Origin of the sequence: Nonomuraea montanisoli (assembly GCF_013363975.1) — a bacterium.
GTDB lineage: Bacteria > Actinomycetota > Actinomycetes > Streptosporangiales > Streptosporangiaceae > Nonomuraea > Nonomuraea montanisoli.
In genome coordinates, this window is record NZ_JABWGN010000005.1 from 358,573 (window position 1) to 385,458 (window position 26,886).

The 26,886-nt window shown below is 70.9% G+C and carries 24 protein-coding genes, 1 tRNA gene and 1 pseudogene; 12 read left to right on the plus strand and 14 right to left on the minus strand.

Annotation, left to right across the window (positions count from 1 at the left end; genetic code table 11):
- Nucleotide 1: 1 nt before the first annotated feature.
- The 4 genes from HTZ77_RS14285 to HTZ77_RS14300 all read right to left on the minus strand — a co-directional run bounded on the left by HTZ77_RS14285 (nucleotide 2) and on the right by HTZ77_RS14300 (nucleotide 3,735).
- Nucleotides 2-811, minus strand: coding sequence for a carbohydrate ABC transporter permease (locus HTZ77_RS14285; protein WP_175590036.1), 810 nt, complete (start codon nucleotides 809-811; stop codon nucleotides 2-4).
- Complete coding sequence (locus tag HTZ77_RS14290; RefSeq protein WP_175590037.1) at nucleotides 808-1,656, minus strand: carbohydrate ABC transporter permease; 849 nt, start codon at nucleotides 1,654-1,656, stop codon at nucleotides 808-810. The genes HTZ77_RS14285 and HTZ77_RS14290 overlap by 4 nt, the downstream gene beginning before the upstream one ends.
- Before the next feature lie 109 nt (nucleotides 1,657-1,765).
- Entirely contained in the window at nucleotides 1,766-3,016 is a 1,251-nt protein-coding gene (locus HTZ77_RS14295) for an ABC transporter substrate-binding protein (protein WP_175590038.1), read from the minus strand.
- A gap of 17 nt (nucleotides 3,017-3,033) precedes the next feature.
- On the minus strand, nucleotides 3,034-3,735 hold the full coding sequence (locus HTZ77_RS14300) for a FadR/GntR family transcriptional regulator (RefSeq protein ID WP_175590039.1): 702 nt from the start codon (nucleotides 3,733-3,735) through the stop codon (nucleotides 3,034-3,036).
- Nucleotides 3,736-3,811: 76 nt separating this feature from the next.
- Between HTZ77_RS14300 and HTZ77_RS14305 the strand changes: the two genes are divergently transcribed.
- Nucleotides 3,812-4,924 carry an alpha/beta hydrolase gene (locus HTZ77_RS14305; protein WP_175590040.1) on the plus strand — a complete coding sequence of 371 codons (1,113 nt, stop codon included), beginning with the start codon at nucleotides 3,812-3,814 and terminating at the stop codon, nucleotides 4,922-4,924.
- 8 nt (nucleotides 4,925-4,932) lie between these two features.
- Here the strand turns inward: HTZ77_RS14305 and HTZ77_RS14310 are convergent, their stop codons facing one another.
- Together HTZ77_RS14310 and HTZ77_RS47465 are read right to left on the minus strand one after the other, a co-directional pair.
- The gene (locus HTZ77_RS14310; protein ID WP_175590041.1) at nucleotides 4,933-5,481 is read right to left on the minus strand and encodes a DUF305 domain-containing protein; all 549 of its coding nucleotides are present in this window, start codon (nucleotides 5,479-5,481) and stop codon (nucleotides 4,933-4,935) included.
- A 9-nt stretch (nucleotides 5,482-5,490) separates the two neighbouring features.
- Nucleotides 5,491-6,345 (minus strand): lytic polysaccharide monooxygenase, encoded by an 855-nt coding sequence (locus HTZ77_RS47465; protein ID WP_175590042.1) that lies wholly within the window; start codon nucleotides 6,343-6,345, stop codon nucleotides 5,491-5,493.
- 155 nt (nucleotides 6,346-6,500) lie between these two features.
- On the opposite strand from HTZ77_RS47465, the gene HTZ77_RS14320 reads away from it, so the two are divergent.
- A complete protein-coding gene (locus HTZ77_RS14320) occupies nucleotides 6,501-7,625 on the plus strand; it encodes an epoxide hydrolase family protein (protein WP_175590043.1) in 1,125 nt (374 codons plus the stop codon).
- Here the strand turns inward: HTZ77_RS14320 and HTZ77_RS14325 are convergent.
- A complete protein-coding gene (locus HTZ77_RS14325; protein ID WP_175590044.1) occupies nucleotides 7,619-8,269 on the minus strand; it encodes an NAD(P)-dependent oxidoreductase in 651 nt (216 codons plus the stop codon). The two genes, HTZ77_RS14320 and HTZ77_RS14325, sit on opposite strands and share 7 nt — an antisense overlap.
- Before the next feature lie 103 nt (nucleotides 8,270-8,372).
- Here HTZ77_RS14325 and HTZ77_RS14330 point away from each other — a divergent pair, with 103 nt between their 5' ends.
- The 6 genes and pseudogenes from HTZ77_RS14330 to HTZ77_RS14355 form a co-directional block, all read left to right on the plus strand.
- Nucleotides 8,373-8,732 carry a winged helix-turn-helix transcriptional regulator gene (locus tag HTZ77_RS14330; RefSeq protein ID WP_328808589.1) on the plus strand — a complete coding sequence of 120 codons (360 nt, stop codon included), beginning with the start codon at nucleotides 8,373-8,375 and terminating at the stop codon, nucleotides 8,730-8,732.
- Between the two features lie 353 nt (nucleotides 8,733-9,085).
- Nucleotides 9,086-10,063, plus strand: a complete 978-nt coding sequence (locus HTZ77_RS14335) for an ABC transporter permease (protein ID WP_175590045.1) — start codon at nucleotides 9,086-9,088, stop codon at nucleotides 10,061-10,063.
- Nucleotides 10,064-10,903, plus strand: coding sequence for an ABC transporter permease (locus tag HTZ77_RS14340; protein ID WP_175590046.1), 840 nt, complete (start codon nucleotides 10,064-10,066; stop codon nucleotides 10,901-10,903).
- A complete protein-coding gene (locus HTZ77_RS14345; RefSeq protein ID WP_175590047.1) occupies nucleotides 10,900-12,969 on the plus strand; it encodes an ABC transporter ATP-binding protein in 2,070 nt (689 codons plus the stop codon). Before HTZ77_RS14340 ends, HTZ77_RS14345 begins: the two co-directional genes overlap by 4 nt.
- On the plus strand, nucleotides 12,966-14,675 hold the full coding sequence (locus HTZ77_RS14350; RefSeq protein ID WP_175590048.1) for an ABC transporter family substrate-binding protein: 1,710 nt from the start codon (nucleotides 12,966-12,968) through the stop codon (nucleotides 14,673-14,675). The genes HTZ77_RS14345 and HTZ77_RS14350 overlap by 4 nt, the downstream gene beginning before the upstream one ends.
- A gap of 155 nt (nucleotides 14,676-14,830) precedes the next feature.
- Nucleotides 14,831-15,403: pseudogene (locus tag HTZ77_RS14355) on the plus strand (serine hydrolase domain-containing protein); the annotation flags it as partial.
- 49 nt (nucleotides 15,404-15,452) lie between these two features.
- Here HTZ77_RS14355 and HTZ77_RS14360 read toward each other — a convergent pair.
- Both HTZ77_RS14360 and HTZ77_RS14365 read right to left on the minus strand, forming a co-directional pair.
- Nucleotides 15,453-16,469: a phosphotransferase family protein gene (locus HTZ77_RS14360; RefSeq protein WP_175590050.1), complete on the minus strand. Its 1,017-nt coding sequence runs from the start codon at nucleotides 16,467-16,469 to the stop codon at nucleotides 15,453-15,455.
- A gap of 54 nt (nucleotides 16,470-16,523) precedes the next feature.
- Entirely contained in the window at nucleotides 16,524-18,002 is a 1,479-nt protein-coding gene (locus tag HTZ77_RS14365) for a serine hydrolase domain-containing protein (protein ID WP_175590051.1), read from the minus strand.
- Between the two features lie 140 nt (nucleotides 18,003-18,142).
- On the opposite strand from HTZ77_RS14365, the gene HTZ77_RS48190 reads away from it, so the two are divergent.
- A complete protein-coding gene (locus HTZ77_RS48190; protein WP_205302614.1) occupies nucleotides 18,143-19,987 on the plus strand; it encodes an SMI1/KNR4 family protein in 1,845 nt (614 codons plus the stop codon).
- A 299-nt stretch (nucleotides 19,988-20,286) separates the two neighbouring features.
- Here HTZ77_RS48190 and HTZ77_RS14375 read toward each other — a convergent pair.
- The 5 genes from HTZ77_RS14375 to HTZ77_RS14395 form a co-directional block, all read right to left on the minus strand.
- Nucleotides 20,287-20,360, minus strand: a tRNA-Thr gene (locus tag HTZ77_RS14375).
- Nucleotides 20,361-20,433: 73 nt separating this feature from the next.
- Nucleotides 20,434-21,900: an alpha/beta hydrolase gene (locus HTZ77_RS14380; RefSeq protein ID WP_175590052.1), complete on the minus strand. Its 1,467-nt coding sequence runs from the start codon at nucleotides 21,898-21,900 to the stop codon at nucleotides 20,434-20,436.
- 165 nt (nucleotides 21,901-22,065) lie between these two features.
- On the minus strand, nucleotides 22,066-23,028 hold the full coding sequence (locus HTZ77_RS14385) for a CU044_5270 family protein (protein WP_175590053.1): 963 nt from the start codon (nucleotides 23,026-23,028) through the stop codon (nucleotides 22,066-22,068).
- On the minus strand, nucleotides 23,025-23,579 hold the full coding sequence (locus HTZ77_RS14390; RefSeq protein WP_328808590.1) for an RNA polymerase sigma factor: 555 nt from the start codon (nucleotides 23,577-23,579) through the stop codon (nucleotides 23,025-23,027). Before HTZ77_RS14390 ends, HTZ77_RS14385 begins: the two co-directional genes overlap by 4 nt.
- Before the next feature lie 321 nt (nucleotides 23,580-23,900).
- Entirely contained in the window at nucleotides 23,901-24,440 is a 540-nt protein-coding gene (locus HTZ77_RS14395; RefSeq protein ID WP_175590055.1) for a helix-turn-helix transcriptional regulator, read from the minus strand.
- 62 nt (nucleotides 24,441-24,502) lie between these two features.
- Between HTZ77_RS14395 and HTZ77_RS14400 the strand changes: the two genes are divergently transcribed.
- Genes HTZ77_RS14400 through HTZ77_RS14410 form a run of 3 tightly spaced genes read left to right on the plus strand, consistent with a single transcriptional unit; the run spans nucleotide 24,503 to nucleotide 26,702 of the window.
- Nucleotides 24,503-24,712 carry a sugar nucleotide-binding protein gene (locus tag HTZ77_RS14400; protein ID WP_175590056.1) on the plus strand — a complete coding sequence of 70 codons (210 nt, stop codon included), beginning with the start codon at nucleotides 24,503-24,505 and terminating at the stop codon, nucleotides 24,710-24,712.
- Nucleotides 24,709-25,287 (plus strand): SDR family NAD(P)-dependent oxidoreductase, encoded by a 579-nt coding sequence (locus tag HTZ77_RS14405; RefSeq protein WP_175590057.1) that lies wholly within the window; start codon nucleotides 24,709-24,711, stop codon nucleotides 25,285-25,287. Before HTZ77_RS14400 ends, HTZ77_RS14405 begins: the two co-directional genes overlap by 4 nt.
- Nucleotides 25,284-26,702: an SDR family NAD(P)-dependent oxidoreductase gene (locus HTZ77_RS14410; protein ID WP_175590058.1), complete on the plus strand. Its 1,419-nt coding sequence runs from the start codon at nucleotides 25,284-25,286 to the stop codon at nucleotides 26,700-26,702. The genes HTZ77_RS14405 and HTZ77_RS14410 overlap by 4 nt, the downstream gene beginning before the upstream one ends.
- Nucleotides 26,703-26,886 lie beyond the last annotated feature (184 nt).

Consider the following 26,886-nt stretch of genomic DNA (forward strand, 5'->3'; position numbering starts at 1 on the left):
TTCAGACACTCCCTAGGGACAGGCCTCGGGCGAAGAGGCGCTGGGTGGCGAGGAACAGCAGGACCGTCGGCAGCGAGCACATCAGGCCCGCGGCCAGCCCCACGGGCACGGGGGTGCCCGCGTAGACGTCGGTCATCAGACCGGCGAGCGCGGTCATCACGGGCCGCACGCTCTCGGTCGTGGTCAGGGTCAGGCCGAACAGCAGGTCGTTCCAGATGAAGGTGAACTCCAGGATGAACACGGCCGCGAGCGCGCTGGTCGAGATCGGCAGGTAGACACGCCAGAAGATGCGGAAGGTCGACGCGCCGTCCATCCGGGCCGCCTCGAAGATCGAGAACGCCACCCCGCTGTAGAAGTTGCGCAGCACGAACGCGGCCAGCGGGACGTTGACGGCCGTGTAGACGAGCAGCATGCCGGCCCTGGTGTCGTACAGGCCGGCGTCGCTGTAGCCGACGAAGAGCGGCACCAGCAGCATCTGCGACGGGAACACCGTGCCGCCGAAGATGAGCAGGAACCACCAGAAGCCGTGACGCAACCGCAGCACCACGATGGTGTACCCGGCCATGGCCCCGATGACGACGCCGAGCAGCGGCGACACCACGCTGTAGAGCGCGGTGCTGGCCAGGCTGGAGCCCAGGTCGGCCTTGTCCAGCGCGGCGGCGAAGTTGGCGAACAGCGCGAAGTCGCCCGACGGCGCCCAGGCGGTGGCCGGGTCGTACGACGCCGCCGGGCGCGCGGCGTTGACCAGCAGCAGGTACGTCGGGTACATCCAGACCAGGCCCAGCACCACGAGCACGGCCCGCCTGATCATGAGGCGACCTGCCTTTTGAGGTAGAGGTAGGAGGCCAGGCCGGTGACGACGGTCAGCATGACCGCCACCGCGGAGCCGTAGCCGTAGTCGCTGGCCACGAACGTCTCCTTGTACATGGTCACCGCGAGCGTCTCGGAGTTGCGGCCGGGCCCGCCCTGGGTCATCACCCAGACGATGTCGAACGTCTTCAGGCTCGCCACCAGCGCCAGGCCCACGACGACCGCGGTCAGCGGGCGCATCAGCGGCCAGGTGATGTGCCGGAACAGCCGCCACCCCGAGGCGCCGTCCAGCCGGGCGGCCTCGATCGGCTCCTTGGGGATCGACTGCAGGCCCACGACGAACAGCAGCGTGTTGACGCCGAGCTGCTGCCAGGTCCACACCAGCAGCATGGCCAGCGTGTTGACCGGCGCGTCCTGCAGGAACGCGGTGTCGACGCCGAGCAGCGCGTTGGCGATGCCGCCGTGGGACAGGATCGGGCTCCACACCAGGGCGAGCCCGGCGCCGCTGAGCGCGTACGGGAGCATGAACGGCACCCGGTACCACGCGCCGCCCTTGATGTCGTGCGACAGGACGGCCACCAGCAGGCCGAGGCCCACCGGCAGCACCATCGTGCCGACGACCCAGAGCAGCGTGTTGCGCAGGGAGGTCAGCAGCGCGGGGTCGTCGAAGAGCTTGCCGAAGTTGGCCAGGCCCGCCCACTCGGGCGGGGCCAGGCCGTCGTAACGGGTCAGGCTCAGGTACGCGGTCCACACGAACGGGGCGTAGAGCAGCCCCGCGACCAGCAGGGCCGCGGGAGCGACGTACCCATACCTGAAACGCCCGAGGATGGGAGCACTGCGTCTCATGGCCTCACTCCGTGAGGCGGGCTCGGTCGCTCGAACCCGTCGCCTTCCCTCGTCGCTCTGGTCGCTGCGCTCCCGCCGCTCCTCAGTCCAGGCGACGGCGCTCCCTCGCTCACTGGTGAGTGCTCCAGTACTCGTCGGCCTCCTTCTGGATCGTCGCCAGCACGTCCTTGTAGGTGCCGGGCTCGGTGACGAACTTGCCGAAGCCGTCGAGGGCGGCCGTCAGGACGGGTGGCGGGGTGGCCTCGAAGTAGCGGTTGACCAGGCGATACTTGCCGCTGCCCGCGTCCTTGGTGATCTGGCCGAGCGCCTCGTCCTTGATCTCGACCTTGGGGTTGGCGCTCACGTCGCCGCGGCTGGTGGCCCACTTCTCCTGGGCCTCGGCGGTGGTCCACCACTTGAGGTACTTCGTGCTGGCGTCCGGGTCGGCGGCCTTGGTGAGGGAGCACAGCGGGCCGCTCTCGAAGATCACTGAGGTCTTGGGGAGGGCGGGGTTGACGTTGGGGATCACGAAGAAGCCGTAGTCGGAGCCGGCCTTCATGTTCCGCTGGGTCATGCTGGTGTTGAACCAGGTGCCGAACGAGATCATCGCGGCCTTGCCGTTCTTCATCACGTCCCCCGGATCCGTCTTGTCACCCGGGTTCACGAAATATCCGGCGTCGATGAGCTCCTTCCACTTCTCCATCACCTGGACCACGCCCGGATCGGTGTACTTGGCCTTGCCGGTGGACAGCCGGTCGTACAGGTCGGGGTCGGAGCCGGCCATGAGCTGCTCGAACCAGACGAAGGAGAACAGCACGCTGGTGTGGTAGAAGGGCGTGACGCCGGCCTTCTTGAGCGTGGCGGCGGCCTTGACCAGCTCGTCCCAGGTCCTCGGGGGCTTCAGGCCGTGCTGGTCGAAGAGCTTCTTGTTGTAGAACATCCCCCAGTAGGCGACGTTCATCGGCACGCAGTACTGCTTGCCGTCGATCGTGTAGTACGGCGCGAGGTCCTGCGACAGGTCGCCGGCCTTGATCGCCTCCTGCCAGATGGCCGTGGTGTCGGCCACCTGCTTCTGCTTGACGACCTCCTCCAGCATCCCCCCGGTCTGCCAGGTGAACAGGTCCGGCTTGACGTTGGTGCGGAACGACGCCTTGATGAACGCCTGGTACTGCGCCGAGTCGGTGTAACCCGTCGGCTTCATGCCCAGGCCGATCTTCTGCTTGGACAGCGCGCCCATCTCGTCGAAGTACTTGGTCCAGGCGCCCTTGTCGTTGTAGAGCGTCAGCTCGGTCTTCTTCTGCGGGGTTCCGCCGCCGGTGCCGCCACAGGCGGCGAGGAAGAGGGCTGCCACGCCGAGCGTGGCCATGCCTGACCGGATCATGCCCCGGCCTCCTTGTTTCACTTGGGGGGGTTGTGCAACCTCTGCTCAACTACGGTCTTGACGTCCACCAGGTGAGCCCGCATGCGCTCCTGCGCCGCCGCCGCGTCGCCCGCGACGATGGCCTCCAGGATCGCCCGGTGCTCCTCGTAGTCCCGGCGACGGTCGTCGAAGAGCTGCAGGATCGCCCGCTGCTCGGCCCCGTGGACCGTGAGCAGCGAGTCCACGATCTCGTGCAGCACGCTGTTGCCGGCCAGCCGCGCGGTGGCCCGGTGGAAGGTCATGTTGGTCTCGTGCAGCTCCGCGTCCTCGCCGCGCAGGTGCCGGGCGGCCTCGTCCAGTACCTGCTCCAGCGCCGCGAGCTCGGCGCCCGCGGCACGCTGCGCCGCCATGGCCGCGAGCGGGGGCTCGATGACCACGCGGGCGCCGAGCAGCTCCAGGAGCTGCTCGCCGTCCATCTCGCGCATGTTGGGGTTGGGCAGCACGACACGCTCGATGTCGGCTCCGACGTAGATGCCGGAACCGTGCCGCATCTCGATGGCCCCGGTGGCCTCGAGCCTGCGAAGCGCCTCGCGCAGTGTCGGGGTGGTGACGGCGAAACGCTGGGACAGCTCCCTGGTGGAGGGCAGCCGGTCGCCCGGCCGGAGCCCACCGGCACGGATGAGCTCCAGCATGCGCTCGGTCAGAGCGTCGGACAGGGTTGGCCGCACAACCTCGGACATATCAAGTGATCTAATCACTTAACGGGCTTCGCGTCTATGAGGGCTTCATGTCTTTGAGGAGAGTATTTTTCCGGCCATGAAGCGTCTCGGGCGAGTCCTGGCGTGGGTGGTGGCCGTCCTCCTCATGCTGTCCGTCGCCGGCGTGGGCGCGGCCGGGTGGTACTACTCCGGCCTGGTGATCGAGCCCTCGCACGGGTCGTCGTACCCCGTGGAGGTGGTGGCGTACACCGGCGACCTGGTGACGCTGCGGGGCGGTGACGACACCGCGGCGCCCGGCACGTACGGGCTCACCTGGGACGGCGGCAACGCCACGCTCGGCGCGGTGGTCTCCACCGGCGGCGGGAACGTGGCGCGGCGGGTGGAGAAGGTGCGGCGCGGCACGCTGCGGCCCGGCGTGCACGCCTACCTCGACCGGTGGATGTGGGGGCACGAGGACCCCGGCACGGCGCTCGGCCTGCCGTACCGGAAGGTGAGCGTGCCCGGCGAGCTGGGCGACCTGCCCGCCTGGCGCACCGAGGGCTCCTCCACGACCTGGGTGATCGCCGTGCACGGCCGCAACGCGAACGCGTCGGAGGCGCTGCGGTTCGTGCCGCTCTTCCACAGCCTGGGGATGCCGGTGCTCGGGATCAGCTACCGCAACGACGAGGGGGCGCCCGCCGGCGACGGCCTGTTCCACCTCGGCGCGACCGAGTGGCGGGACGTGACCGCGGCCGTCTCCTACGCGCGCGGCCAGGGGGCGACCGGGGTGCTGCTCCACGGGTTCTCCATGGGCGGCGGCATCGTGCCGATGACCGTGCGCCGGATGCCCGGAGAGCCGGTCAAGGGGCTGATCCTCGACAGTCCCGTGCTCGACTGGAACGCGCCCATCGACCTCGGCGCCGACCAGCGCGGGGTGCCGCGGTGGCTGGCCTCGGTGGGCAAGTTCGTGGTCGAGCGCCGCACGGGCGCCTCCCTCGACGACCTCGACCACGTGCGGCACGCGCGGGAGTTCCGCGTGCCGGTGCTGCTGTTCGTGGACGACGCCGACGCGTCGGTGCCGGTCGGACCGGCGCTGCGGTTCGCCGCGGCGCGGCCCGACCTGGTGACGCTCGTACGGACCCGGGGCGGCGGCCACGTCGGCTCGTGGAACACCGACCCGGGCCGCTACGAGCGGGCGTTACGCGACTTCGCGACCAGGGTCACCCGCTGACCTCCGCGTCACTGGCCGAGCAGGCTCTTCATCTGGGCGATCTGGGCGCGGCGGGACTCGCGCACCCGTCCGGCCCAGCTCCTGGCCGCCGGGTTCGCCCCGCGCGCCACCTCGGTCTCGGCCATCTGGATGGCGTCGTCCTGGTGGGCAATGAGCAGGTTGAGGAAGTCCCGGTCGAACGTCCGCGACCTGGCCAGCGCGGCGATCCGCGCGCGGTCGGTCTCCGGCATCCCGCCGTGGTGGTCGTGCGCCCCGGAGGGTGCGGTGAGCGGCTGCTCCCAGGCGTACAACCAGCGCAGCATCATCTCGACCTCGTCCTGCTGCGTGGCCGCGACGGCCGCGGCCAGGGTCCGCACCTCGGGCGAGCGGCCCCGGGCGGCGCCCAGTTTCGCGATCTCGATGCCCTGCCGGTGGTGCGGCACCATCATCTGCGTGAACATCACGTCCTGGGCGTTCACCGGGTCGGCCGCGGGCCCCGGGGTCCCGCGGGCGCCGCAGCCCGGCAGCGCGAGCAGCAGGGCTGCCATCAGGGCGAACGCCGGGGCGGTCCGCCTCATGACGGGAGGTCAGATCCGCTTCCAGAGGGCGGGCACGTTCGGCGGCTCCCAGCCGGCGAGCGCGGTGTGCCCCTGGAGGCACTGGTAGCTCTGGCCGCCGTGGGTCACCTTGTCGCCGGCCTTGTAGGCGGTGCCCGCCTTCCACGTGCCGCCGGGCTGGGCGGTGGGCGTCTGCGTGGGCGTCTGCGTTGGTGTCGAAGTCGGGGTTCTGGTGGGCGTCGGCTCCGTCGTCGGCGCCGGGCCGCCGCCGCCGAAGTCCACGTCCGAGCAGGTGTAGAACGCCTCGTTGCTGCCGGCCACGCGCTGCCAGATCGAGTACAGGATGTGCCGGCCCGAGCGCTGCGGCAGGGTGATCGTCCAGTTGGTGAACGTGGTCGGATTCTGGTTGTTGAACGTCTTGAGCGGAACGAGGTCGGACCACTTGAGGGGCATGGTCGGGTTCCAGCCCTCGCGGGTGATGGAGAACTCGAAGTTGCTGTTCGCATGGGGCGCGGTCGCGTGGTAGGTCACGGTGAAGCTGCCCGGCCGCACCTTGGTGGCCGGCCAGTCGGCGCGCGGGAGGTCGAGGCCGCGGTACTTCTCGCGGCCCGCGCTGCACAGCTTGCCGTCCGGGATGAGCTGGCGGTGCCGGCCGCCGGCCTCCAGGAGCGAGACCTCGTTCCAGTCGTAGAACGCCTGCGTGCCGCTGGCGGCCACGGCGGCCTTGCAGGCGGCCGACTTCGGCGTCTCGGGACCCTCGTTCTTGCAGACGTAGACGCGGCTCGGCGGGTTGGACAGCGTGCCGTGGGCATCGGCCGCGGAGGCGGGCAGCAGGACCAGCGCTCCGGTGACGGCCGATGCGGCGGCGATCGTACTCTTGCGCACCTGTGACCTCCCTGGGACGAGAATTAATAAGGAAAGCTTCTTAAGAGTTGACCATTACAGTCAGCCCCGCAAGCGGTTCGGGACAAGTCCCCTTCCTCAGGTACGCGCGCAACGCGGAAGCGGATCGGCCGCATCGCCTCCTAATCTCGCCGTCCATGAGCCACGACATCACGCCGTTCCGCATCGACGTCCCGCAGGCCGACCTCGACGAGCTGGCGCGCCGGCTCGACGCGGCCCGCTGGCCCGAGGAGCTGCCCGGTGCCGGATGGGACTACGGCGTCGCCTCCGGCTACCTGGAGGAGCTGGCCGGGCACTGGCGCGACGGGTACGACTGGCGCGCGCAGGAGCGCCGGCTCAACGAGCTGCCGCAGTTCACCACCGAGATCGACGGGCAGAACATCCACTTCGCCCACGTACGATCCCCCGAGCCGGACGCCGTGCCGCTGCTCGTCACCCACGGCTGGCCGAGCACCGTCGCCGACTTCCTGGACATCGTCCGCCCGCTGACGGAGCCCGGCGAAGCCGGCGTGCCCGTCTTCCACCTGGTGCTGCCCTCGCTGCCCGGATTCGGCTTCTCCGGCCCCACCCGGGAGCGGGGCTGGGACGTCACCCGGATCGCCCGCGCCTGGGCCGAGCTGATGCGCCGCCTCGGCTACGACCGCTATCTCGTGCAGGGCGGCGACTTCGGGTCCCTGATCTCCCCCGAGGTCGCCCGGGTGGCGCCGGAGCACGTCACGGGCGTCCACCTCAACGCCGTGGTCACCGCCTCCACCCCGCCTCCCGGAACCCCCGGGCTCACCCCGGAGGAGCTGGCCAAGGCCAGGGCCACCGCCGAGAAGTGGCGCGAGCGGTCCGGCTACGCCACCATCCAGTCGACCCGGCCGCAGACCCTCGCCTACGCCCTCACCGACTCGCCCCTCGGCCTGCTGGCCTGGAACCTCGAATGGTTCGTCGACTACGACCCCGCCCGCGCCGTGCAGACCCCGGTCGAGCGCGACGCGATCCTCACGAACGTCACCACGTTCTGGCTGACCCGGACCGCCGGGTCGTCGATGCGCCTCTACAGGGAGGCGCGGACGGCCTTCGGCGGCGGCCCGCGCGTCGAGGCGCCGACCGCCGTCGCGCTCTTCCCCGGCGACAGCACCATCCGCACGCTCGCCGAGCGGCAGTACGCGATCGTCAGGTGGACCGAGTACGACCGGGGCGGGCACTTCGCCTCCCTGCAGGCGCCGGATCTCCTGGTCGAGGACGTCCGCGCCTTCGCGGCGGTCGCTCAGTAGCCCACGGCCGTCAGCTCGCGGTGGTGCCGGGGGTCGTCCACCTCGTCGACCAGCGCCACCGCCAGGTCGGCGTACGCGAACAGCCGCTGACCCGCGTCGGACAGGACCGCCGAGCCGCCGATCCGGTACCGCCCGGTGCGCGGGGCGTCGGCGTCCAGCATGGTGGGCGGCGGGGCGAGCACCACCCAGTCCAGTGCGGGGTCCGCCTCGCGCAGCGCCTCCACCGCGGCGAGGTGGCCGAGCGAGAACGCCCGGTGCTCCGCCGGGAAGCCGGGCGCGTCGTGGACGAGCACGCCGGGGGCGCTCTCCAGCGTGGTGCCGATGCCGATCGCCACCAGCCGCTTCACCCCGGCCCGGCCCAGGCCGTCGACCAGCGCGGCGGTCGCGACCGGCAGGAACTCCACCGACGGCAGGTCGAGCCGGATCGCGGCGTTCACGGCCGCGTCGTGACCCGCCGCCAGCCGCGCGACGTCCTCGCCACTGGTGACGTCGCCGGCGACCACCGTCACACGGTCGCCGCCGAGGTCGGGATGGCGGGCCGGGTCGCGGACCACCGCGGTGACCCGATGGCCTCGTCCGGCCGCCTCGGCCACCGTGGCGCGCCCCGCGCGGCCACCGGCGCCGAACACAACGATCTCGCTCATGGGACAGCTCCGTTCGCACGGGCCGATGGGGTCATCGGCGCTGTGCGGACGCTAACGGCCGCCCCCTTGGTTCCCGCAACGATAGTTACGTACGCTCGGCAGAGTGACAGACGCCCTTGATCCGGACATGTTCGCCCAGTGCGCGAACGTCACGCCGCTGATCCAGATCGGCGACAAGTGGACCGGCAAGATCATCCGGTGCCTGGAGGGCGGCCCCCGCCGCTTCTCCGAGCTGCGAGGACCGCTGCGCGGCATCACCCCCAAGGTGCTCACCGAGACGCTGCGGGCGATGGAGCGCGACGGGCTGCTCACGCGCACCGCCTACGCCGAGATCCCGCCGCGCGTCGAGTACGAGCTGACCCCGTTCGGCCGCACCCTGCTGGAGCCGATGGCGGCGATGTGCACCTGGGCGCAGGAGCACATGGCGACCCTCCTCGACGCCCGCGATCGCCATCTGGCCTGACCATCCTCACAGGCGGGCGAGTTCGGCGTTCGTTAACGTTCTGCTTACTCTGCGTGGCAGTCAGGTTTGTCCGGGTTTTGTGACACTTGCCTCCGTCTGGGGCCCCGAAAAAGACCACCAAACGGCGCATCGCCCCAGCTCGAAGCGCTTTCCCGCGCAGAGAGATCATGTCGCGACTTTGTGTAGTGACCTGACTGTTATATCAACGCTTTGCTAGCTGCGCGGGTTGCATGGATATTCTGCGCCTTGCGTGTCGCCCTCACGTCAAGTGATTTTGCGGCGACATGACGGCTTTCTCTGCGGGGGCCCCTCCACCTCGGATCTCGACCCCCGTGCACGGTGTACGGAGGGAAATGGGCAAGTTCCTGCTCCGCCGGCTGGCAACCAATGTGATCCTTATTGCTCTGGCGGCCAGCCTGGCGTACATGCTCGCCGCCACGACGATGAATCCTCGTGGCGCATACGAGGGTCGGCAACCACCGGTCGCCGAAGAGGTCATCGACGCCACCCTGGACGCCTACAACCTCAATGACAAGACGCCGGTCTTCGAGCGCTATCTGACCTGGGCCGGCGGCGTCGTGACCGGCGACTTCGGCAAGACGTGGAACGGCGGCTCGGTCAACGAGGAGATGGGCCGCCGGATCATGGTGAGCCTGCGGCTGCTGCTCATCGGCACGCTGCTCGGCTTCGCGCTGGGCGTCGCGGTCGGGGCCTACTCGGCCGTCCGGCAGTACCGGTTCAGCGACCGGGCCATCGGCGTCAGCTCGTTCGTGGTCATGGCGGTCCCGGTGTTCCTGCTGGCCACGCTGCTCGCGATCGCCACCTACAACCTGAACCGGGGGCTCGGCTTCACGCTGATCGAGTACACCGGCGAGTACAACCCGCGGCTGTCGGGCTGGGACCAGTTCCTCAACCGGCTGAACCACCTGATCCTGCCGACCATCTCGCTCACGCTCGGCTCGATCGCCTTCTACAGCCGCATCCAGCGCAACATGATGCTCGACGTGCTGAACCAGGACTTCGTCCGCACCGCCATGGCCAAGGGCCTGCGGCGCCGGACGGCGCTGTTCAAGCACGCGCTGCGCACGGCGCTGATCCCGTCGGCCACCTACTTCGCGTTCGCGTTCGGCACCATGCTCACCGGTGCGATCTTCACCGAGAAGATCTTCTCCTGGCACGGCATGGGCGCCTGGCTCGTCGACGCGATCAACCAGAACGACGTCAACTCGGTCGCCGCGGTGAGCCTGTTCACCGCCGTCTGCGTGCTGTTCGCCGCCTTCCTGTCGGACCTGCTGGTGGCGTCCCTCGATCCTCGGGTGCGGGTGAGCTAGGTGCGTTCCAAGGTCGTACTCGGGCGGCTCCTGCGCAACCGGCAGGCCCGCTATGGCGGCATCGCCCTCATCCTGCTCATCGCGCTGGCCTACATCGGCCCGTACCTCGGCGCGTACGACTGGACGGACAAGGACTTCCTGGCCTTCCTGTCGCCGCCCGACGCCGACCACTGGTGGGGCACCACCTCGATCGGCCAGGACATGTACGCGGTGACGCTGCGCGGCATGCAGAAGTCGATCGTCATCGGCCTGCTGGTGGCGCTCTTCGCCACCGGCCTGGCCGCGCTGGTCGGCGCCTTCGCCGGATATTTCGGCGGCTGGGTGGACAAGGTGTTGATGTGGGGCGTGGACCTGCTCCTCGTCCTGCCCAGCTTCCTCATCATCGCGATCATCTCTCCCCGGCTGCGGGGCGCCTCGTGGCTGTGGTTCGTGGTGCTGCTCGCGGCGTTCGCCTGGATGATCACCTCCCGGGTCGTGCGCAGCATGACGCTCTCGCTGCGCGAGCGGGAGTACGTCCAGGCCGCGCTGTACATGGGCATCCCTCGCTGGAAGATCATCCTGCGGCACATCGTCCCCAACCTGTCCTCCCTGCTGATCATCGACGCCACGCTCAACGTCAGCGGCGCCGTCATCGGTGAGGCCGCCCTGTCGTTCTTCGGCTTCGGCATCCAGCCGCCCGACGTCTCGCTCGGCACCCTCATCGCCGAAGGCGCCCGGAACGCCACCGGCTACCCCTGGCTGTTCGCCTTCCCCGCCGGCCTGCTGGTGCTCCTCGTGCTGGCCATCAACCTGATCGGCGACGGACTGCGCGACGCGCTCGATCCCGGGAGCAACACATGAGCATCTTGGAGGTCCGCGACCTCACCGTCACCTTCCCCGGCGGGATCCAGGCCGTCCGGGGCGTCAGCTACGACGTCGCCCAGGGCGAGGTGCTCGGCATCGTCGGCGAGTCCGGCTCCGGCAAGTCCGTGACCTCGCTGGCCATCATGGGTCTGCTCCCGCAGAACGCCGTGGTCAGCGGCTCGGTCAAGCTGCACGGCCAGGAGCTGCTGGGCATGGAGGAGGGTGAGCTCACCCGGGTCCGCGGCAAGGCGATCAGCATGATCTTCCAGGACCCGCTGTCGGCGTTCACCCCCGTCTACACGATCGGCGACCAGATCGCCGAGGCCGTCCGCGTCCACCAGAAGGTCGGCAAGGACAAGGCCGCCAAGCGCGCCGTCGAGCTGCTCGACCTGGTCGGCATCCCGCACCCGGACGTGCGGGCCAAGGCGTTCCCGCACGAGTTCTCCGGCGGCATGCGCCAGCGCGCGATGATCGCGATGGCCATCGCCAACGACCCCGACCTGCTCATCTGCGACGAGCCCACCACCGCCCTGGACGTCACCATCCAGGCGCAGGTCCTGGAGGTGCTCAAGACCGCCCAGGCCGAGACCGGCGCCGGCATCGTGATGATCACCCATGACCTGGGCGTCATCGCGGGCATGGCCGACCGGGTGCTCGTCATGTACGCGGGCCGGCCGGTCGAGCAGGGCGTGGTGGACGACATCTACTACCGGCCGCGCATGCCGTACACGATGGGTCTGCTGGCCTCGATCCCCCGGGTCGACGGCGAGCAGGACACACTCGTCCCCATCGAGGGCAACCCGCCGTCACCGGCGGCGCTGCCACCCGGCTGCCCGTTCGCGCCGCGCTGCCCCATGCACATCGACGCGTGCGACGACGAGGAGCCGCCGCTCACCCAGATCGGCGGTGGGCGGCACGTGGCCTGCATCCGCTCGCGCGAGATCGAGCACAAGGGCATGACCGGCGCCGACGTCTTCCCCGTGCCGGTCATCCCGCCGAGCGACGTGGCCCGCGTCCCGCGCGAGGAGCGCGAGACCGTGCTGGAGCTCGACAGCCTCGTCCGGCACTACCCGCTGATGAAGGGAGCGGTGTTCAAGCGGCGCGTGGGCACCGTCCACGCCGTCGACGGCATCACCTTCGACATCGCCGAGGGCGAGACGCTGGCCCTCGTCGGCGAGTCGGGCTGCGGAAAGACGACCACGCTCCAGCAGATCATGCAGCTCACGCCGCCGCAGAGCGGCCGGGTCGTCGTGCTGGGCAAGGACAGCTCCCAGCTCGACAAGGCCGCCCGCAAGGCGCTGCGCGGCGACCTGCAGATCGTCTTCCAGGACCCGATGGCGGCGCTCGACCCGCGCATGCCGGTCGGCGACATCATCGCCGAGCCGCTGCGCGCCCACGGGCGCAAGAACGTGTCCCAGCGCGTGGCCGAGCTGCTCACGCTGGTCGGGCTGGCGCCCGAGCACGCCGAGCGCTACCCGCAGCAGTTCTCCGGCGGCCAGCGGCAGCGCATCGGCATCGCCCGCGCCCTCGCGCTGGAGCCCAAGCTCATCGTGCTGGACGAGCCGGTCTCCGCGCTCGACGTCTCCATCCAGGCCGGCGTCATCAACCTGCTGGAGGAGCTGAAGAACCAGCTCGGGCTGTCGTACCTGTTCGTGGCGCACGACCTGGCCGTGGTACGGCACCTCGCCGACCGGGTCGCGGTCATGTACCTGGGGCGGATCGCCGAGATCGGCGCCGTCGAGAACGTCTACGACCGGCCCGCCCACCCCTACACGCAGGCGCTGCTCTCGGCGATCCCGCTGCCCGATCCGGAGATGGAGCGCAGCCGCAAGCGGATCCTGCTCGAAGGCGACCTGCCCAGTCCGGCCGATCCCCCGTCGGGATGCCGGTTCCGTACCCGCTGCCCCAAGTTCGCCCGCCTGAGCGAGGCGGACAAGCAGCGGTGTGTGAACGAAGAGCCCTCGGTTGCCAGGCTCGCGCGCGCCAAGGATCACGGCGCCGCCTGCCACTACGCGGAGGAGATCGAGGTCATCACGGCCTCGGAAAACCAGGAGGAACAGTGAAGGTTGGATACCGGGCGGCGGCGGGAATCGCACTCCTCGCCATGGCCGTCGCGGCCTGCGGCGGCGGTGGCGGCGAGGGCAAGAAGCCGAGCGCCGAGCAGTCCCAGCAGGCGCAGAAGCAGATGTCCGAGACCCCGGCCATCAGCATCAACCCGGTCGCCTACGAGCAGGTCAAGGACGGCGGCACCCTGACCCTCGCGGTCGGCCAGTGGCCGACCCAGTGGAACGGCAGCCACGTCGACGGCAACCAGGCCGACACGGCGGACATGCTCGACCCGATCATGCCGCAGCCGATGGTGTCCGACTCCGAGGCGAACTTCACGCCGAACCCGGACTACCTGAGCGACGTGAAGATGGACATGTCCTCCGGCAAGCAGGTCGTCACCTGGACCTTCAACGAGAAGGCCACGTGGTCCGACGGCACCCCGATGGGGTGGAAGGACGCCGAGGCCATGTGGAAGGCCAACAGCGGCAAGGACAAGAAGTTCAAGCCGGCCTCCACCGACGGCTGGGACCGGATCGAGTCGGTCACCAAGGGCTCCTCGGACAAGGTCGCCGTCATGACCTTCGCCAAGCAGTACCCGGACTGGAAGGGCCTGTTCTCGCGCTCGCCGCACTTCTACCCCGCCTCGGCGAACGAGACGCCGGAGGCGTTCGAGAAGAACTACCTGCAGAAGATCCCGATCACCGCCGGGCCCTTCAAGGTGGAGAAGATCGACGAGGCCACCAAGACCCTCACCGTCGTGCGTGACGACAAGTGGTGGGGCAAGAAGGCCAAGCTCGACAAGATCATCTTCCGTACCATCGAGACGCCCGCCGCGCAGGTCAACGCCTTCGCCAACGGCGAGCTCGACGGCGTGGAGGTCCCGCCGGGCAGCCCCGCCGACCTCAAGCGGGCCAAGGAAGTCCCGAACGTGGACATCCGCAAGGCGCTCAGCCCGAACTGGCGGCACATCACGGTCAACAACCAGAGCGCGTTCCTGAAGGACAAGTCGGTCCGCCAGGCCGTCGAGTACGCGATCAACCGTGACGTGATCACGCAGTCCGACCTGAAGGACATGGACTGGCCGCTGCAGACGCTCGGCAACCACGTCTACATGAACAACCACAAGGGCTACGCCGACAACTCCGGCGACCTCGGCAAGTACAACCTGCCCAAGGCCAAGGAGCTGCTCGACGCGGCCGGCTGGAAGCAGGAGGGCGACTACCGCAAGAAGGACGGCAAGGAGTTCGCGCTGAGCTTCACCGTCCCGGCGGGCCTGCCGTACGCCAAGACCGAGGGCGAGCTCACCCAGGCCATGCTCAAGGAGGCCGGGATCAAGCTGACGATCCGCCCGGTCCCCGATGACAAGTTCTTCACGGACTACATCATCAAGGGCGACTTCGACCTGGTTCCGTTCTCGTGGATCGGCACGCCGCTGCCGATGGGCTCCCTGCCGCAGATCTACAAGACCGGCTCCGAGAGCAACTTCCCGAAGGGCAGCGACCCGGCGCTCGACGCCGCGATCGACGCCGCGGTCAGCGAGATGGACCCGGCCAAGGCCGTCGAGAAGGCCAACGCCGCCGACAAGCTGATCTGGGACATGGTGCACACGATCCCGCTGTACCAGCGCCCCGACATCCAGGCGACCAAGAAGACGCTGGCGAACTGGGGCGCCAAGGGCTACCAGTCGCTGGACTACGCGATCGTCGGCTTCACCGGCTGATCCCCGTCTCCCTGATCCTCGTCTCCTGACGGGATCGCCGACGACCCCCGGCCCGCTTCGGCGGCCGGGGGTCGTCCCGCTTCGGCGGCCGGGGGTCGTCCCGTTTCCGCCTCGCCCGTGAGGGCCGTGCGCCAGCGCTCGGCCACACCGGCTACGTCCTGGCCGGCATGATCACCGAGCGGGTGACCGGCGAGACGTTCGCCGAGCAGGTCGCGCGCCGCGTCGTCCGCCCGCTCGGCCTGACCGGGACGTACGTGCCCGGCGACGAGGCGGAGATCCGCGGCCCGCACGCCCGCCACTACTCCACGAACCACGTTCCCGGCGCCGACGCCGAGGTCCACGACGTCACCGAGATGAACGCCTCCGCCGCCTGGGCCGCCGGTGGCATGGTCTCGCACGCCGCCGACCTCGACCGCTTCTTCACCGCCCTGCTCCAGGACCGGCTGCTGCCGCGGGCCCAGCACGAGGAGATGTTCGCCACCGCGCCCACCCCCGAGGGCAAGTGGATCCCCGGCGCCCCCACCTACGGCCTCGGCATGTCCTCGCTGCGACTGCCCGGCGGCCGGACGGTCTGGGGCATGGGCGGCGCCATCAACGGGTCGTTCTCCTTCGCGTACGGCACGCGCGACGGGGAGCGCCTGGTCGTCCAGAACGTCAACGGCGACTGGAACGACCCGATCGGCCTGTTCATGGAGGTGCTGGAGGCCGAGTTCGGCCCAGCCGACTGACCAGCTCGTCGGCTCCCGCGCCGCCCGAGGAGCGGCCCCTGACGAGCCGTCACCTCGACCGGAGCAGTTCGAGCGTGACCCCGGTGTGGTGGGCCGCGATCTCCTCCATGAACCGGCGGTCGGGGAAGTCCCCGTCCAGCAGCCGCAGCGGCCCGGCCACCAGCGACAGGTGCTGCGCGAGCCGGTAGAGCTCCGTCCTGCGCTCGTCGAGCCCGTCGACGCGCAGGTCCTCGTACTGCTCGCCGAACCGTATCCGCAGGAACACGTGCTCCCACTCGACGTCGAAGAACATGGTCCCCTCGATGTCGATGAGCACCGGCTCGTCCCGCTCGTCCACCAGGACGTGATCCGGGCCGAGCTCGCCGTGGATCAGCCCGTGCCGCGGCCGCGGCTCGATGCCGTCGGCCAGTTCCTCCAGCGCGGCCCGGCACCGTTCTCGTACCTCCGCGATGCTCCCGACACGCGCGGCGGCCTCACCCAGGTCGAGGAGCGCGCGATCGAGCACCACATCCACGCACGACCCGCCCTCAGCCGGCTCCGGACCGTCGAGCACGTCGGCGACCTTGCCGATGCGCGGACTCGTTCGCCGCCGCATCAGCTCAAGCGCTTCGCCGAGCCTGGCCAGGATCGCCTTCGCTCCTTCCGGGTCGTCCGCGAGGCGCTTCTCCAGCGTCCCGCCGCGCACGTCCTCGGCGAACGCGAAGTCGTACGGCCGGCGGGACCGGGTGCCGTCGGCGAAGTGGAGCCGGGGCACGCGCACGCCCGCCGCCTCCAGGCACGCGCCGCTCGTCTCGAAGAACCGCAGGCCGGAGGCATGCGAGAACGGCCCCGCGTCACTGGAGGCGGCGGGCTCCTTGAGGGTGGTGCCCCAGTAGTCCTCGTCGGGAGACCAGACGTACAGGACGGTGCTGAACCCGTCATCGAACAGGACCCGGTAAACCCCCTTCTTGCTGCCCCCGCGCAGCCGCTCGACCTCCACCACCCGACGCCCCCTCCCGAAGACGGGGGCGGCCAACTCGGCGACCTCTCCGCGTCCCAGGAAGTTCCGGCCTTGCGCAGACACCATGCGTCGTAGGGTCGCAGCCGCGGCGTACCGGCGGCAAAGGGATTCCATGTCGTCTCACGCCTGTGGGCGGCGGGCGCGGACGACGTGGACGGTGCGGGCGACGACGACGGCGATCGCGGCCAGCGCGGCGGTGGCGGCCCAGACGTAGAGCGCGAGCCAGACGTACGTGATCATGTCCAGCGTGCCGATCCTGTTCATCAGGAGGCCGATCAGGTCGGCGAGGCCGGCGAAGAGGGCGATCGGCAGCACGTACGGGATCAGGCGGGCGACGATCCGCCACACGGGGCGACCCGCGCGGCGGCGGGCCCAGCGGCGAGCGCGCAGGCCCCCGAGGACGCCCAGTCCGAGGTTGAGCAGGGACAGGCCGGCCAGCCACGGATCGGCGGACATGGTGAAGGGCGCGGCGCCGGCGTCGGGGCGGCCCTCGATGATGTCGATCAGCCCGTCGCTGATGAGGAGCGCGTCGTCGCCGGAGATCATCCCGGTGTTGGTGACGACGGCGATGCCGTACCGGCTCCCGGGCAACAGGGTCTGGGCCGAGTTGTGGGTGAGCAGCCAGCCGGTGTGCCGGAGCTCGGGCGCTCCGCCGGCGGTCTTCCCGGTCTGCCAGCCCATGCCGTACGTGCTGCCGCCCACGCCGGACGGCGTCTGGGCGGTCCTGACGGTGCGCTCGGGGACGGCATGGCTGGAGCCGTTCTGCGCGATGAGCCATCTGGCCAGGTCGTCGGCGGTGCTGACGACCCCGAAGGAGCCGTTGAGGAACCACTTCGGGTGCGCGCGCTCCACCACCTGGCCGTACGCGCGGATGTAGCCGGCGCCCCCGCCGGGGAGGTCGCGGGTGGTGTTCACGGTGGTGGTGGACGTCATGCCGAGCGGGCGGAACACGCTTGCGGCCAGGTAGTCGCCGAACGGCATCCCGGTCACCACCTCGGCCAGCCGGGCCGCGACGGCGTAGTTGGGGTTGTGGTAGGCCATCCTGGTGCCCGGGTCGGTGGCGAGCGGGGCGGTCCGCAGCATCGCGACGGCGTCCTTGAGGGTGTCCGGCGCGGGGAGGGTCAGCTCGGGGAAGGTCCGGTCGCTCATGCCCGAGGTCTGCTGGAGGAGTTGCCGCACCGTGATCCTCCCCGCGCGGGGGTCGGCCATGGCGAACTCCGGCAGGTAGCTCCGGACGGGGGCGTCCAGGCTGATCTTGTGCTGGTCGGCGAGGCGCAGCACCCCCAGGGCGGTGAACGACTTGGACAGCGAGGCGAGCGGCATCGGTGTGTCCTTGGTGATCGCCCGGCCGTCGGCCGTGTGGCCGTAGCCCGCGACATGGACGACCCGATCGTCCTTGGTGACCGCGACCAGGGCGCCGGGCAGGCCGGTCCGCTCGGCGTAGTCGCGCACGTAGGCGTCGATGGTGGTGGCGGTCAGCTCGCCGCCCTTCGGCGCGTTCGACGCACGCTTCGGAGAGGCGGTCGCGGCAGTGGCTCCTGTCAGCAACAACGCACCTGTCAGAACGGCGATGGCGGCGCTCTTTCCGGTCTTCATCATGGTTCCTCAAGCTGTTCGTTCGTCGGCATACGAACGCTAGAAGCCGGTGAGGCGGCCGGGCAGCGCCCGATCGGCAGGCTCTCACCCTGACTTTCGTCAGGTGCCGGAGGTGCGCATGGGTGTCGAGGTGGAGATCGTCCGTGACGCGGGTCAGGAGCTCGTGGATGCCTTCGGCGGCCCGGCCGCGCGCCGCTTCCACGCATTCGCCGCCCACCCCTGCACGGCGGCCTCCGGCTGGAGGAGGCCGCCGCCTCGGCAAGATCGAGCAGCACCGGTACGTCCACGCCTGCCGCGAGGCGCAGCCGTACGGGCGGGTGATCGCCGACAACGAAAGCCCTGTCGTCGCCCACTGCGATGATGACCTGGCAGTGCCGACAGGACGGGAGCAGGACATGGTCGAGCGGGCCGCGCGGCGGATCGTCGAGAAGATCGTCGCGAGTGCGCCGGCGGGCTGGACGCGGGCGGTGCTCGCCAGCACCGCGGGCCGAGGCGGCGCCTCGGTGTCCGGCGGTTACGCCGTCCCCGGCGTGCCCCTGTGGCGCAACTCGCTGCCCCACGTCTTCATGGAGCTGGAAGGTCTGACGGAGGCGATAGGGGAGGTCCGGGGCTGGGAGCGCACCAGCCTGGAGATCGTGTGCCGGCCGTCCGGGGAGTACGAGCTGGTCGCGATCGCGGACGCGATCACCAGCCTGCGCGGCCGGGGCGGCGGTTTCCAGGCCGTCCTGGACCCCGACTACCGGCTCCCCCAGCCCGGTTCCGGGCAGGAGGAGGGCACGGCTGCCCCCGCGGGCGATCCTGAGCTGGCGGTGGCACGGTTCCGCGCGTACATGGAGCGGCGCGCCGCGATCCTGGGAAGGCCCGAGCAACTGCCGCCGCCCGTGTCCGCCGACGCACTCGACGCCGCCGAACGCCGCATCGGCCGGCCCCTGCCCGCCGACCTGCGGGCGCTGTACCTGATCGCCGACGGCGACCGCAGCGGCTACGAGCACCGCTACCTGCTCGGGGGCAACGCCTGGCTGCCGCTGAAGCATCTGGTCGCCGTCCACGCCGACCAGCGGGAACCGGTCTGGTCCGGCTGGGAGCTGGAGTGGTACTCGGTCATCTTCGACGCCGACCCGCCCGGCACTGTCCGGCGCTGCGGCGGGCACCCGGCCTGGCTGCCCTTCGGCACCGGGGAGGACGGCAACTACCTGGCGGTGGACCTGTCCCCGGCTCGGAACGGGCGCCCCGGCCAGGTCATCCGCATCGGCCGCGACTATGACGACTGCCCGGCCTACGTCGCCGACTCGGTGACCTCGCTGCTCGGCCGCCACCTGGAGCTGCTGGAGCGGGGGGCGTACGAGGTGAGCGACGGCCACATCGACCTGCTGGAGCCCGCCCGCCGCCTCGGCCCTGAGCGGATCAGCGGCGAGATCCCCGGCGAGATCCCGCCCGGCCTTCAGGCCATCCACATCAACGACGCCGAGAGCCCGGTCGATCTGGCCCCCCTCGCCGCCGGCCGGCGGGGCCGCGGCGCCGGAGCGGCGGCCGGGCCGAACCTGCGGATGCTGCACCTCAACCGGTGCGCCACGGCCGACCTGGCGCCGGTTCGCGCGCTGCCGGTCGAGTCCCTGCGCGTGACCCTGGACGGCGGCGACCTGACCCCGCTCGAAGGCCACCCCGACCTGACTTCCCTGTGCCTGGGGACCGCCGCCCCGATCGACCTCGCCCCGCTGCGCACCGTCCCGAACCTGCGCGCGCTGGACCTCTCCCAGGCGGTCGTCCGCGACCTGACCGTGCTGGCAGACCTGCCCGACCTGCGCTATCTGGCCCTCAGCGCCCGGCAGTGGACCAGCCTGCTGGACGAGGGGAAGGCGCCGCCCACCCTCGCCGCCGCCCGCCTGGCCGACGACCACGCCCCGCTCGACGACGCCCTGACCTGGGCGGCCCGCCTCGGCCTGGACACCGAAGCCGTACTCCGCACCTCCGGCACCTTCCTCACTTGACGGTCAGGACGCCGGGGCGGCCAGCTCCTGGAGCACGGCGCAGGCCGATGAGCTGCCCGCTCCGAGAGCACCACGGCAGGACGGGCGACGACGCTGGACCGCGTGCGAACGCCCCTTGGAGATGCGCCCCGGAAGATCGCCCTTTCAGCTCCGGACGTGCGCCCCCCTGTAGGGTGCGACGTCTCCTCCGCGATGCCCGCGGTCAAACGAAGGCTCCGTTTCGCCGCGAGGACACCGCGAACGCGATCTCGGGGGACACCAAGAAGCCCCCCGAGATCTCTCGGAGGGCTTCTGATCTGAGCCGCCTTGGGGATTCGAACCCCAGACCCCTTCATTACGAGTGAAGTGCTCTGGCCGACTGAGCTAAGGCGGCGTGCCGTGCGGCGTGACCGAGTCTACAGGAGCCCAAGGGGTTCTCGCTCCAGCCGACCCCGATCTTCCCGCGCTCACGGGCATGTGGTGCCGTTCTTCGGAGGCTCGCCGGTGATGAGGTAGCGGTCCACGGCCGTGTCCACGCAGGTGTCGCCGCTGTTGTAGGCCGTGTGCCCGTCGCCGTCGTACGAGAGCAGGACCCCCGACTCCAGCTCGCCGGCGAGGGAGCGGGCCCAGGCGTACGGGGTGGCCGGGTCGCGGGTGGTGCCGACGACGAGGATCGGCGGCGCGCCCTTCGCGGCGAGCGGGCGGTTCTGGAACGTGGGGCGAGCCGGCCAGTAGGCGCACGGCAGGGAGCTCCACGCGATGTACGGGCCGAAGCGGGGCGCCGTGCGGGACAGGTCCGCGGCGGCCCGCTCGTACGAGGGAACGTCCTTCGGGTAGGCGCCGTCGACGCAGTTGACGGCCATGTTGGCCTCGGTCTGGTTGGAGTAGCCGTCGGCTCCGCGGTCCACGAGCGTGTCGGCGTTCTGCAGCAGCATCGTCCCGTCACCCTGGAACGCCTGGGCCAGCGCCTCGGTGAGCATGGGCCAGCCGCCGCGGTCGTAGAGCGGCGTCAGGGCGCCGAGCAGGGCCAGCGGCTCGGTGACCGCGCGGTCCCCCGCGTCTCCTCCGGCTCCGGCGGGCAGCGGGTGGCGGTCCGTACGGCGGAGCAGCGCCGTGAGCTCCTCCAGGGCGCCGTCGGCGTCGCGGCTGCGGAACGGGCAGTCGCCGCGGGCGAGGCAGTCGTCCACGTACGCCCGGAACGCCACCTCGAACCCGGCCGCCTGGTCCGCGTTGAACCGGAACCTCGGCAGGGCCGGATCGACGGCCCCGTCGAGCACGAGCGCCCGCACCCGCCCCGGGAACAGGTCCGCGTAGACCGCCCCCAGGAACGTGCCGTAGGACTTGCCGAGAAAGGTCAGTCCCCGGTCGCCCAGCGCCTCGCGCAGCGCGTCCATGTCGCGGGCCGCGTCGACCGTGCCCACGTGCTGGAGCAGCTTGCCCGCGTGCGCCGCGCAGCCCTGGGCGAACTCGCGTGACCCGCGCTCCAGCGCCGCCCGCTCGGCCGCGTCGTCCGGGGTGGCGTCCAGCGCCAGGAACGCGTCGAGGCGCCGGTCGTCCAGGCATTCGACCGGCGCGGACTCTCCCACGCCGCGCGGGTCGAACCCGACGATGTCGAACCGGGCCCGCACGCCCGGGCTCACCACCGACTGCGCCGCCCGCGCGTACCCCACGCCGGAGCCGCCGGGGCCGCCCGGGTTGAGGAGGAGTGACCCGATACGGTCGCCGGTGGCGGGCAGCCGGATGACGCTGATCCGGATCCGCTCACCGTCCTGGACGTCGTGGTCGAGCGGCACCGCCAGCTTCGCGCACTGGAACCCGTCCCCGCAGTCCGACCAGGAGAGAGCTCCGGGCGCGGGGAGCGGCCGTTCGTCGCGGGCGCAGCCGGTGGCCAGCAGCGCGACCGCGACGAGGACGGACAGGGCACGGGACCACATGGGTGGGGATCTTACGCCTCGTCGCTCCGCCTCCCGCAGGAACCCATGGGCGCCTGTGGACACACCGCTGGATGCCGGTGGGCACCTGTGGACAACGCCCTGCGGGCCCCTGATGCCGCAGGGCTCTTCCTCATGGGCGGACGCCGCCCGGGAGAGACCGGACGGTCAGGAGGACGGGATGTCGCCGGGCTTGTCGACGATGCCGGAGGCCAGGACCCACAGGGAGGTCTTATGGGACTCGGTCACGGCCATCGCCCCGAGGTAGTCGTAGTCGTCGGCGTCCAGGATGGTGTAGTTCTTGCCGGCCTTCCCCAGGTCCAGGACTACGCCGATGCCCTTGCGCCCTTCAGGGGTGACCACGTTCTCCTCGATCGTGACGTTCGGGATCCTGGCCATCGCCCGGTACATCGCCGCCGCCTTGGCCGGCGGGATCAGCGGCCCGTACTCCAGGTACCACTGGATCGCCCCGTACGCCTGCGCGTCCCCCCTGACGTCCGCCGGGCACTCGCTCCCGCAGACCGAGAGGCCGGAAGGCGCCCGCTCCAGGCCGCGCAGGTGCTTCAGCAGCGCGTCCGGGTCGTCAGGGAAGGCGTCGAGCTCCTGCTGCGTCTTGAGCGGGTACGTCGGACCCTTCTCGTGACCCATCTTGATCTTGCCGCCGTTCTCGCGCAGGGCGTCCTGGGTCCCGTCCATCCGCACCCAGTGCTCGAACGTGGGTCCTGGCGTCTCCGGCTGGCTCACCTTCTCATAGATCCACTGGTCCGGCCGGACCTCCACCATCTTGGACTTCTCGGCCACGAGCGCGATGTTCTCCAGCACGGAGGCCGCGCTCGGCCGCTGCGGGCGGGTCTGGTGGGCGGACGCCTGGATCCGCCGGGACGGCGCGACGCCGGTGCGGTCCGGCCCCGTCACGGCGGTGGTCACGACCCCGGCGACCACGGCCATGCCGAGCGCGCCGGCCAGAGCCATCCCCCAGCGAACGCGGGGCCTCGACACCCTGGGACGAACCGGGTCCTGAGCGTCCGATCCGGTCCGGATCTCGGCGAGCAGCCGGTTCTCCTCGGCCCGCAGCCCGGTCTCCAGCGGCACCTCGTCGCGCAGCCGGTTGAGCATGGACATCTCGTTCATGAGCTGAACTCCTCGGTCACAGCGGTCGGGTCGATGTCGCCGAGAGCCCGGCGCAGCTTCTTACGGGCCCGGTTCACCCGGGAACGCACGGTTCCCACGGCCACGCCGAGCGACTGGGCGGCCTGCTCATAGGTCAGCTCGCCCCAGGTGACCAGCAGCAACGCGTCCCGGTGCCCGGTCGGCAGGCCCGCGAGGGCCGCGGCCAGCCGGCTGCGCGCCCCGCCGACCGTCACCCGCTGGTCGATCCGGTCGGTGAACGGCTCCATGACGGGGTCCACGCCGGTACGGCTCAGCGCCTTGTACTGGCCGATCTCGTGACGGCGGTGCCGGCCGATCAGGTTCGTCGCGATGCCGTACAGCCACGGCCGGGCGTCCGCGCGGGTCAGGTCATAGGTCGCGCGCTGCTGGAACGCGGCCACGAACGTCTCCGCCACCACGTCCTCGGCCGCCTCGACGCCCAGCCGGCGGACGACGTACCGCTTGATCGCGGGGGCGTGGCGGGTGAACAGGGCGGCGAAGTGCTCGGGGTCGTGCCGGGACCGCGCGATCACGGAGGCGTCGTCGGACGGCTCCGGCCCCGGCCCCGGCCCCGGCCGCGGCTCCGGCCGCGGCTCCGGCCGCGGCTCCGGCCTCGACCCCGGCTCCGACCTCGGCCCCCGTCTCGGGATCACCGCGGCATCACGGGCCGATGCGGGCGCCCGGTCAGGCGTCAGCCGGCTCTGTTGTCGCATCTGGTTGCCTTTCGGTGTCGGCAATGACTCCTGTGATTGCCGTGGGACCGAGGCGTGGTTCCCAGTCGACGCCGATCTTCTGCGGAAATTTCCGGCCTTTTCGGACGGGACGCCCGCCGTCCGACGATCCGGCGCCGCGCCTCAGGGCTTGGCGGGCGGCACCGTCCTGGCCCATTCGGCCCATTCGGCCCAGCCGGCCAGGGCCTCGTACACCCGGACACCGGCCTCGACGGCCACGCGCATCGACTGCGTCTGCGGGCTGTGACCGTATTCGCCGCGGTCCTTCGCCTCGGCGTAGGTCTGGTAGCGCCGGGCCATCGCGGCGAAGAACTCCTGCTCCCGGACCAGGTGATCGCCGAGCTGCTCGGGCGTCATCAGCCAGAAGAAGAACGAGCGCAGCAGCGGTTCCAGCCGCATGGTGTGGTCGACCTCGGCCTCGGCCAGCCAGGTCCGGACGGCCGCCAGCCCGTCCTCGGTGATCCGGTAGGCCTTGCGACCCCGCGGCCCGTAGCTGTCCACCTCGATGAGGCCGTCCGTGGTCAGCCTGCCCAGCTCGGCGTAGATCTTGGGGTGCTGCGCGGGCCACACCGGGCCGAGCACCTCCTCGAACCTCCTGGTCAGGTCGTAGCCGCTGGCGGGCCCCTCCGCGAGCAACCCGAGCAGCCCGTATCGCAGCGACATCCGCCGCCTCCCTTCCTCGTGTCCCTAGGTACATGTCCTGTAGAACATGTAAGGAATCCACCATGAGATCTGTTCTCATCACCGGGGCCAACGGCGGGGGCGGCCGGGCACTGTCCGAACGGCTGGCCGCGCGCGGGTTCGCCGTCCACGCCTGTGGCCGCGGCGCGGAGCTGGACATGGACGTCACCGAGCCCTCCGGCGTGGAGCGCGTGGCCGAGCAGGTCGCGGCCGACGTCGGCGGCGACGGCCTGCACGCTGTGATCAACAGGTGATCGTGCAGGGCCCGCTGGAGCTGGTCCCCGAGGCCGAGCTGCGCCGTCAGTTCGAGGTCAACGTGTACGGGCCGGCCAACGTCATGCGGGCCTTCCTGCCGCTGGTGCGCAAGGGCAAGGGCCGGATCGTCAACATCAGCGCGCCGACCGCGCGCACGGCGATCCCCTTCCTCGCCCCCATCTCGGCGAGCAAGGCGGCGCTCGAGTCACTGTCCGACGCCGCCAGGGTCGAGCTGGCGCCCTGGGACATCCCCGTGGTCCTCATCCAGCCGGGCGCGATGGCCACTGCCATCTTCGACAAGGCGGGCGCGGCCGCCAGGACCGCGCTCGCCGAGGCCCCCGCCGAGCGCAGGACGCTGTACGGCAAGCAGCTCGAGGCCCTGGACAAGATGCTGGCCGGTCAACGGCTCAGCCCGGTGACCGCGGTCGTCGACGCCATCGTGCGCGCGGTCGAGGCCAGGCGCCCACGCCCCCGCTACGTGGTGGGCGCCGACGCCCGTGCCCTGGTCATGCTGTCGCGCCTGCCCACCCGGCTCCGCGACAAGCTGCTGACCAGGACCCTGGGGCTGGCATGAAGCGCATCGTGCTGACCGGGGCCACCTCCGGCATCGGCCGCGAGGTCGCCGTCCAGCTCGCGGCCCAGGGACATCACCTGATCCTGTCCGGGCGCGACGGGCGCCGCGGCGAGGAGCTCGCACGCACGCTGGACAACGCCAGGTTCGTCCAGGCCGACCTGTCCACCCGCGACGGGGTCGCCAGGCTCGCCGCCTCGGTCGACGCCGTCGACGTGCTCGTCAACAACGCCGGGGTCATGGCGCCGCAGCGGCAGGTCACGCCCGAGGGCATCGAGCTGAACTTCGCCGTGCACCACCTGGCCCCCTACTCACTGACGGGGGCGCCGGCGACCGAGGACCTCAGAGTCGTCAACGTCAACTCCGAGGATCATCGCGCGCCCATGATGGGCACCGGGCCCGTCGAGCTCGACTTCGACGACCTGCAGAGCGAGCGCTCCTACGATCCGTTCCTCGCCTACAGCCGGTCCAAGCTGGCGAATCTGCTCTTCACCTACGAGCTGCAACGACGCAGGCCCGACATGACCGTCGTCGCCCTGCACCCCGGCCTGGTGAAGACCAATCTGGGACGCCAGTTCCCGCGCCTGCGGGTCGCCCTGGGTCACCGCCATGGGGCTCTCCGCCCGGCGTGGCGCCGAACCGGTCTCCGCCCTGGCCACCGACGCGGACGTGCGAGCGGGCCAGTACTACAACCGGCACGACCCGGTCAGATCCTCGGCGGCCTCCTACGACACCACCACGGCCCGGCGGCTGTGGGAGACCACCGAACGGCTGCGCGGCCCCTTCGGCGTCCTCTAGAGCACGTCCCGCACGACCTCTCCCTTCAGCGCGTCGTACGTACGCCGCGCTCAGTGTGTCGTACGTACGCCGCGCGAATATGCGTCGCGTGTCCAGGCCGCCGCCGTGCAGACTGCTCCATGAGGTCCAGCGGCGGTGACGTCGCGGCGGGCGACCTCGTCGCGGTTCCTGAAGGGGTGGTCGGCATGGGTACGAGGTTGCGGACGTTGTCCACAGGCGGCCGTGAGTTCGTGTGGAAGGCCGACATCCGGCACGTGGCCGGCTCGGGGGACTGCCACCGGTGCGCCCGGCTGCGGGTGTGGGGCTCCGGGAAGAACGGCCGCGCCCTGCAGGCCGACCTGCTGTCCAACGGCCTCGGACCGTGGGGGGCGTGCGTGACCGACACTGCCTACCCGCTTCCGTCCGACGTACGGGCGGTCATCGAACGCGGCCTGGCGGCCGGCTGGGACCCGGACGCCCGGGGCGGGACGTTCCTGCTGACCGAGCGCGAGCACGCGGCGGACTGGGAACTGCCCGCCTTCCTGCTGACCGACCGCCTCCAGGACCCTGAGGCGCCGGACCCGACCGCCCGCGTGCTGCGCGTTTTCGAACGCAAGAGGCGTGCCGGGGAGAAGGAGTGACGGCCTTCTGCCCACCGTGAGGCAGCACCAGGGCGGTGGGCGACGCGGAGGCCGGCCTGGTGTCGCGTGCCAGGAGACGGCCTCAGGTCGCATGTCGAGGAACGGTTCCAGGTCGCATGCCGGGAAGCGGCCTCAGGTCATATGCCGGGGAACGGTTCCAGGTCGCATGCCGGGGAGCGGCCTC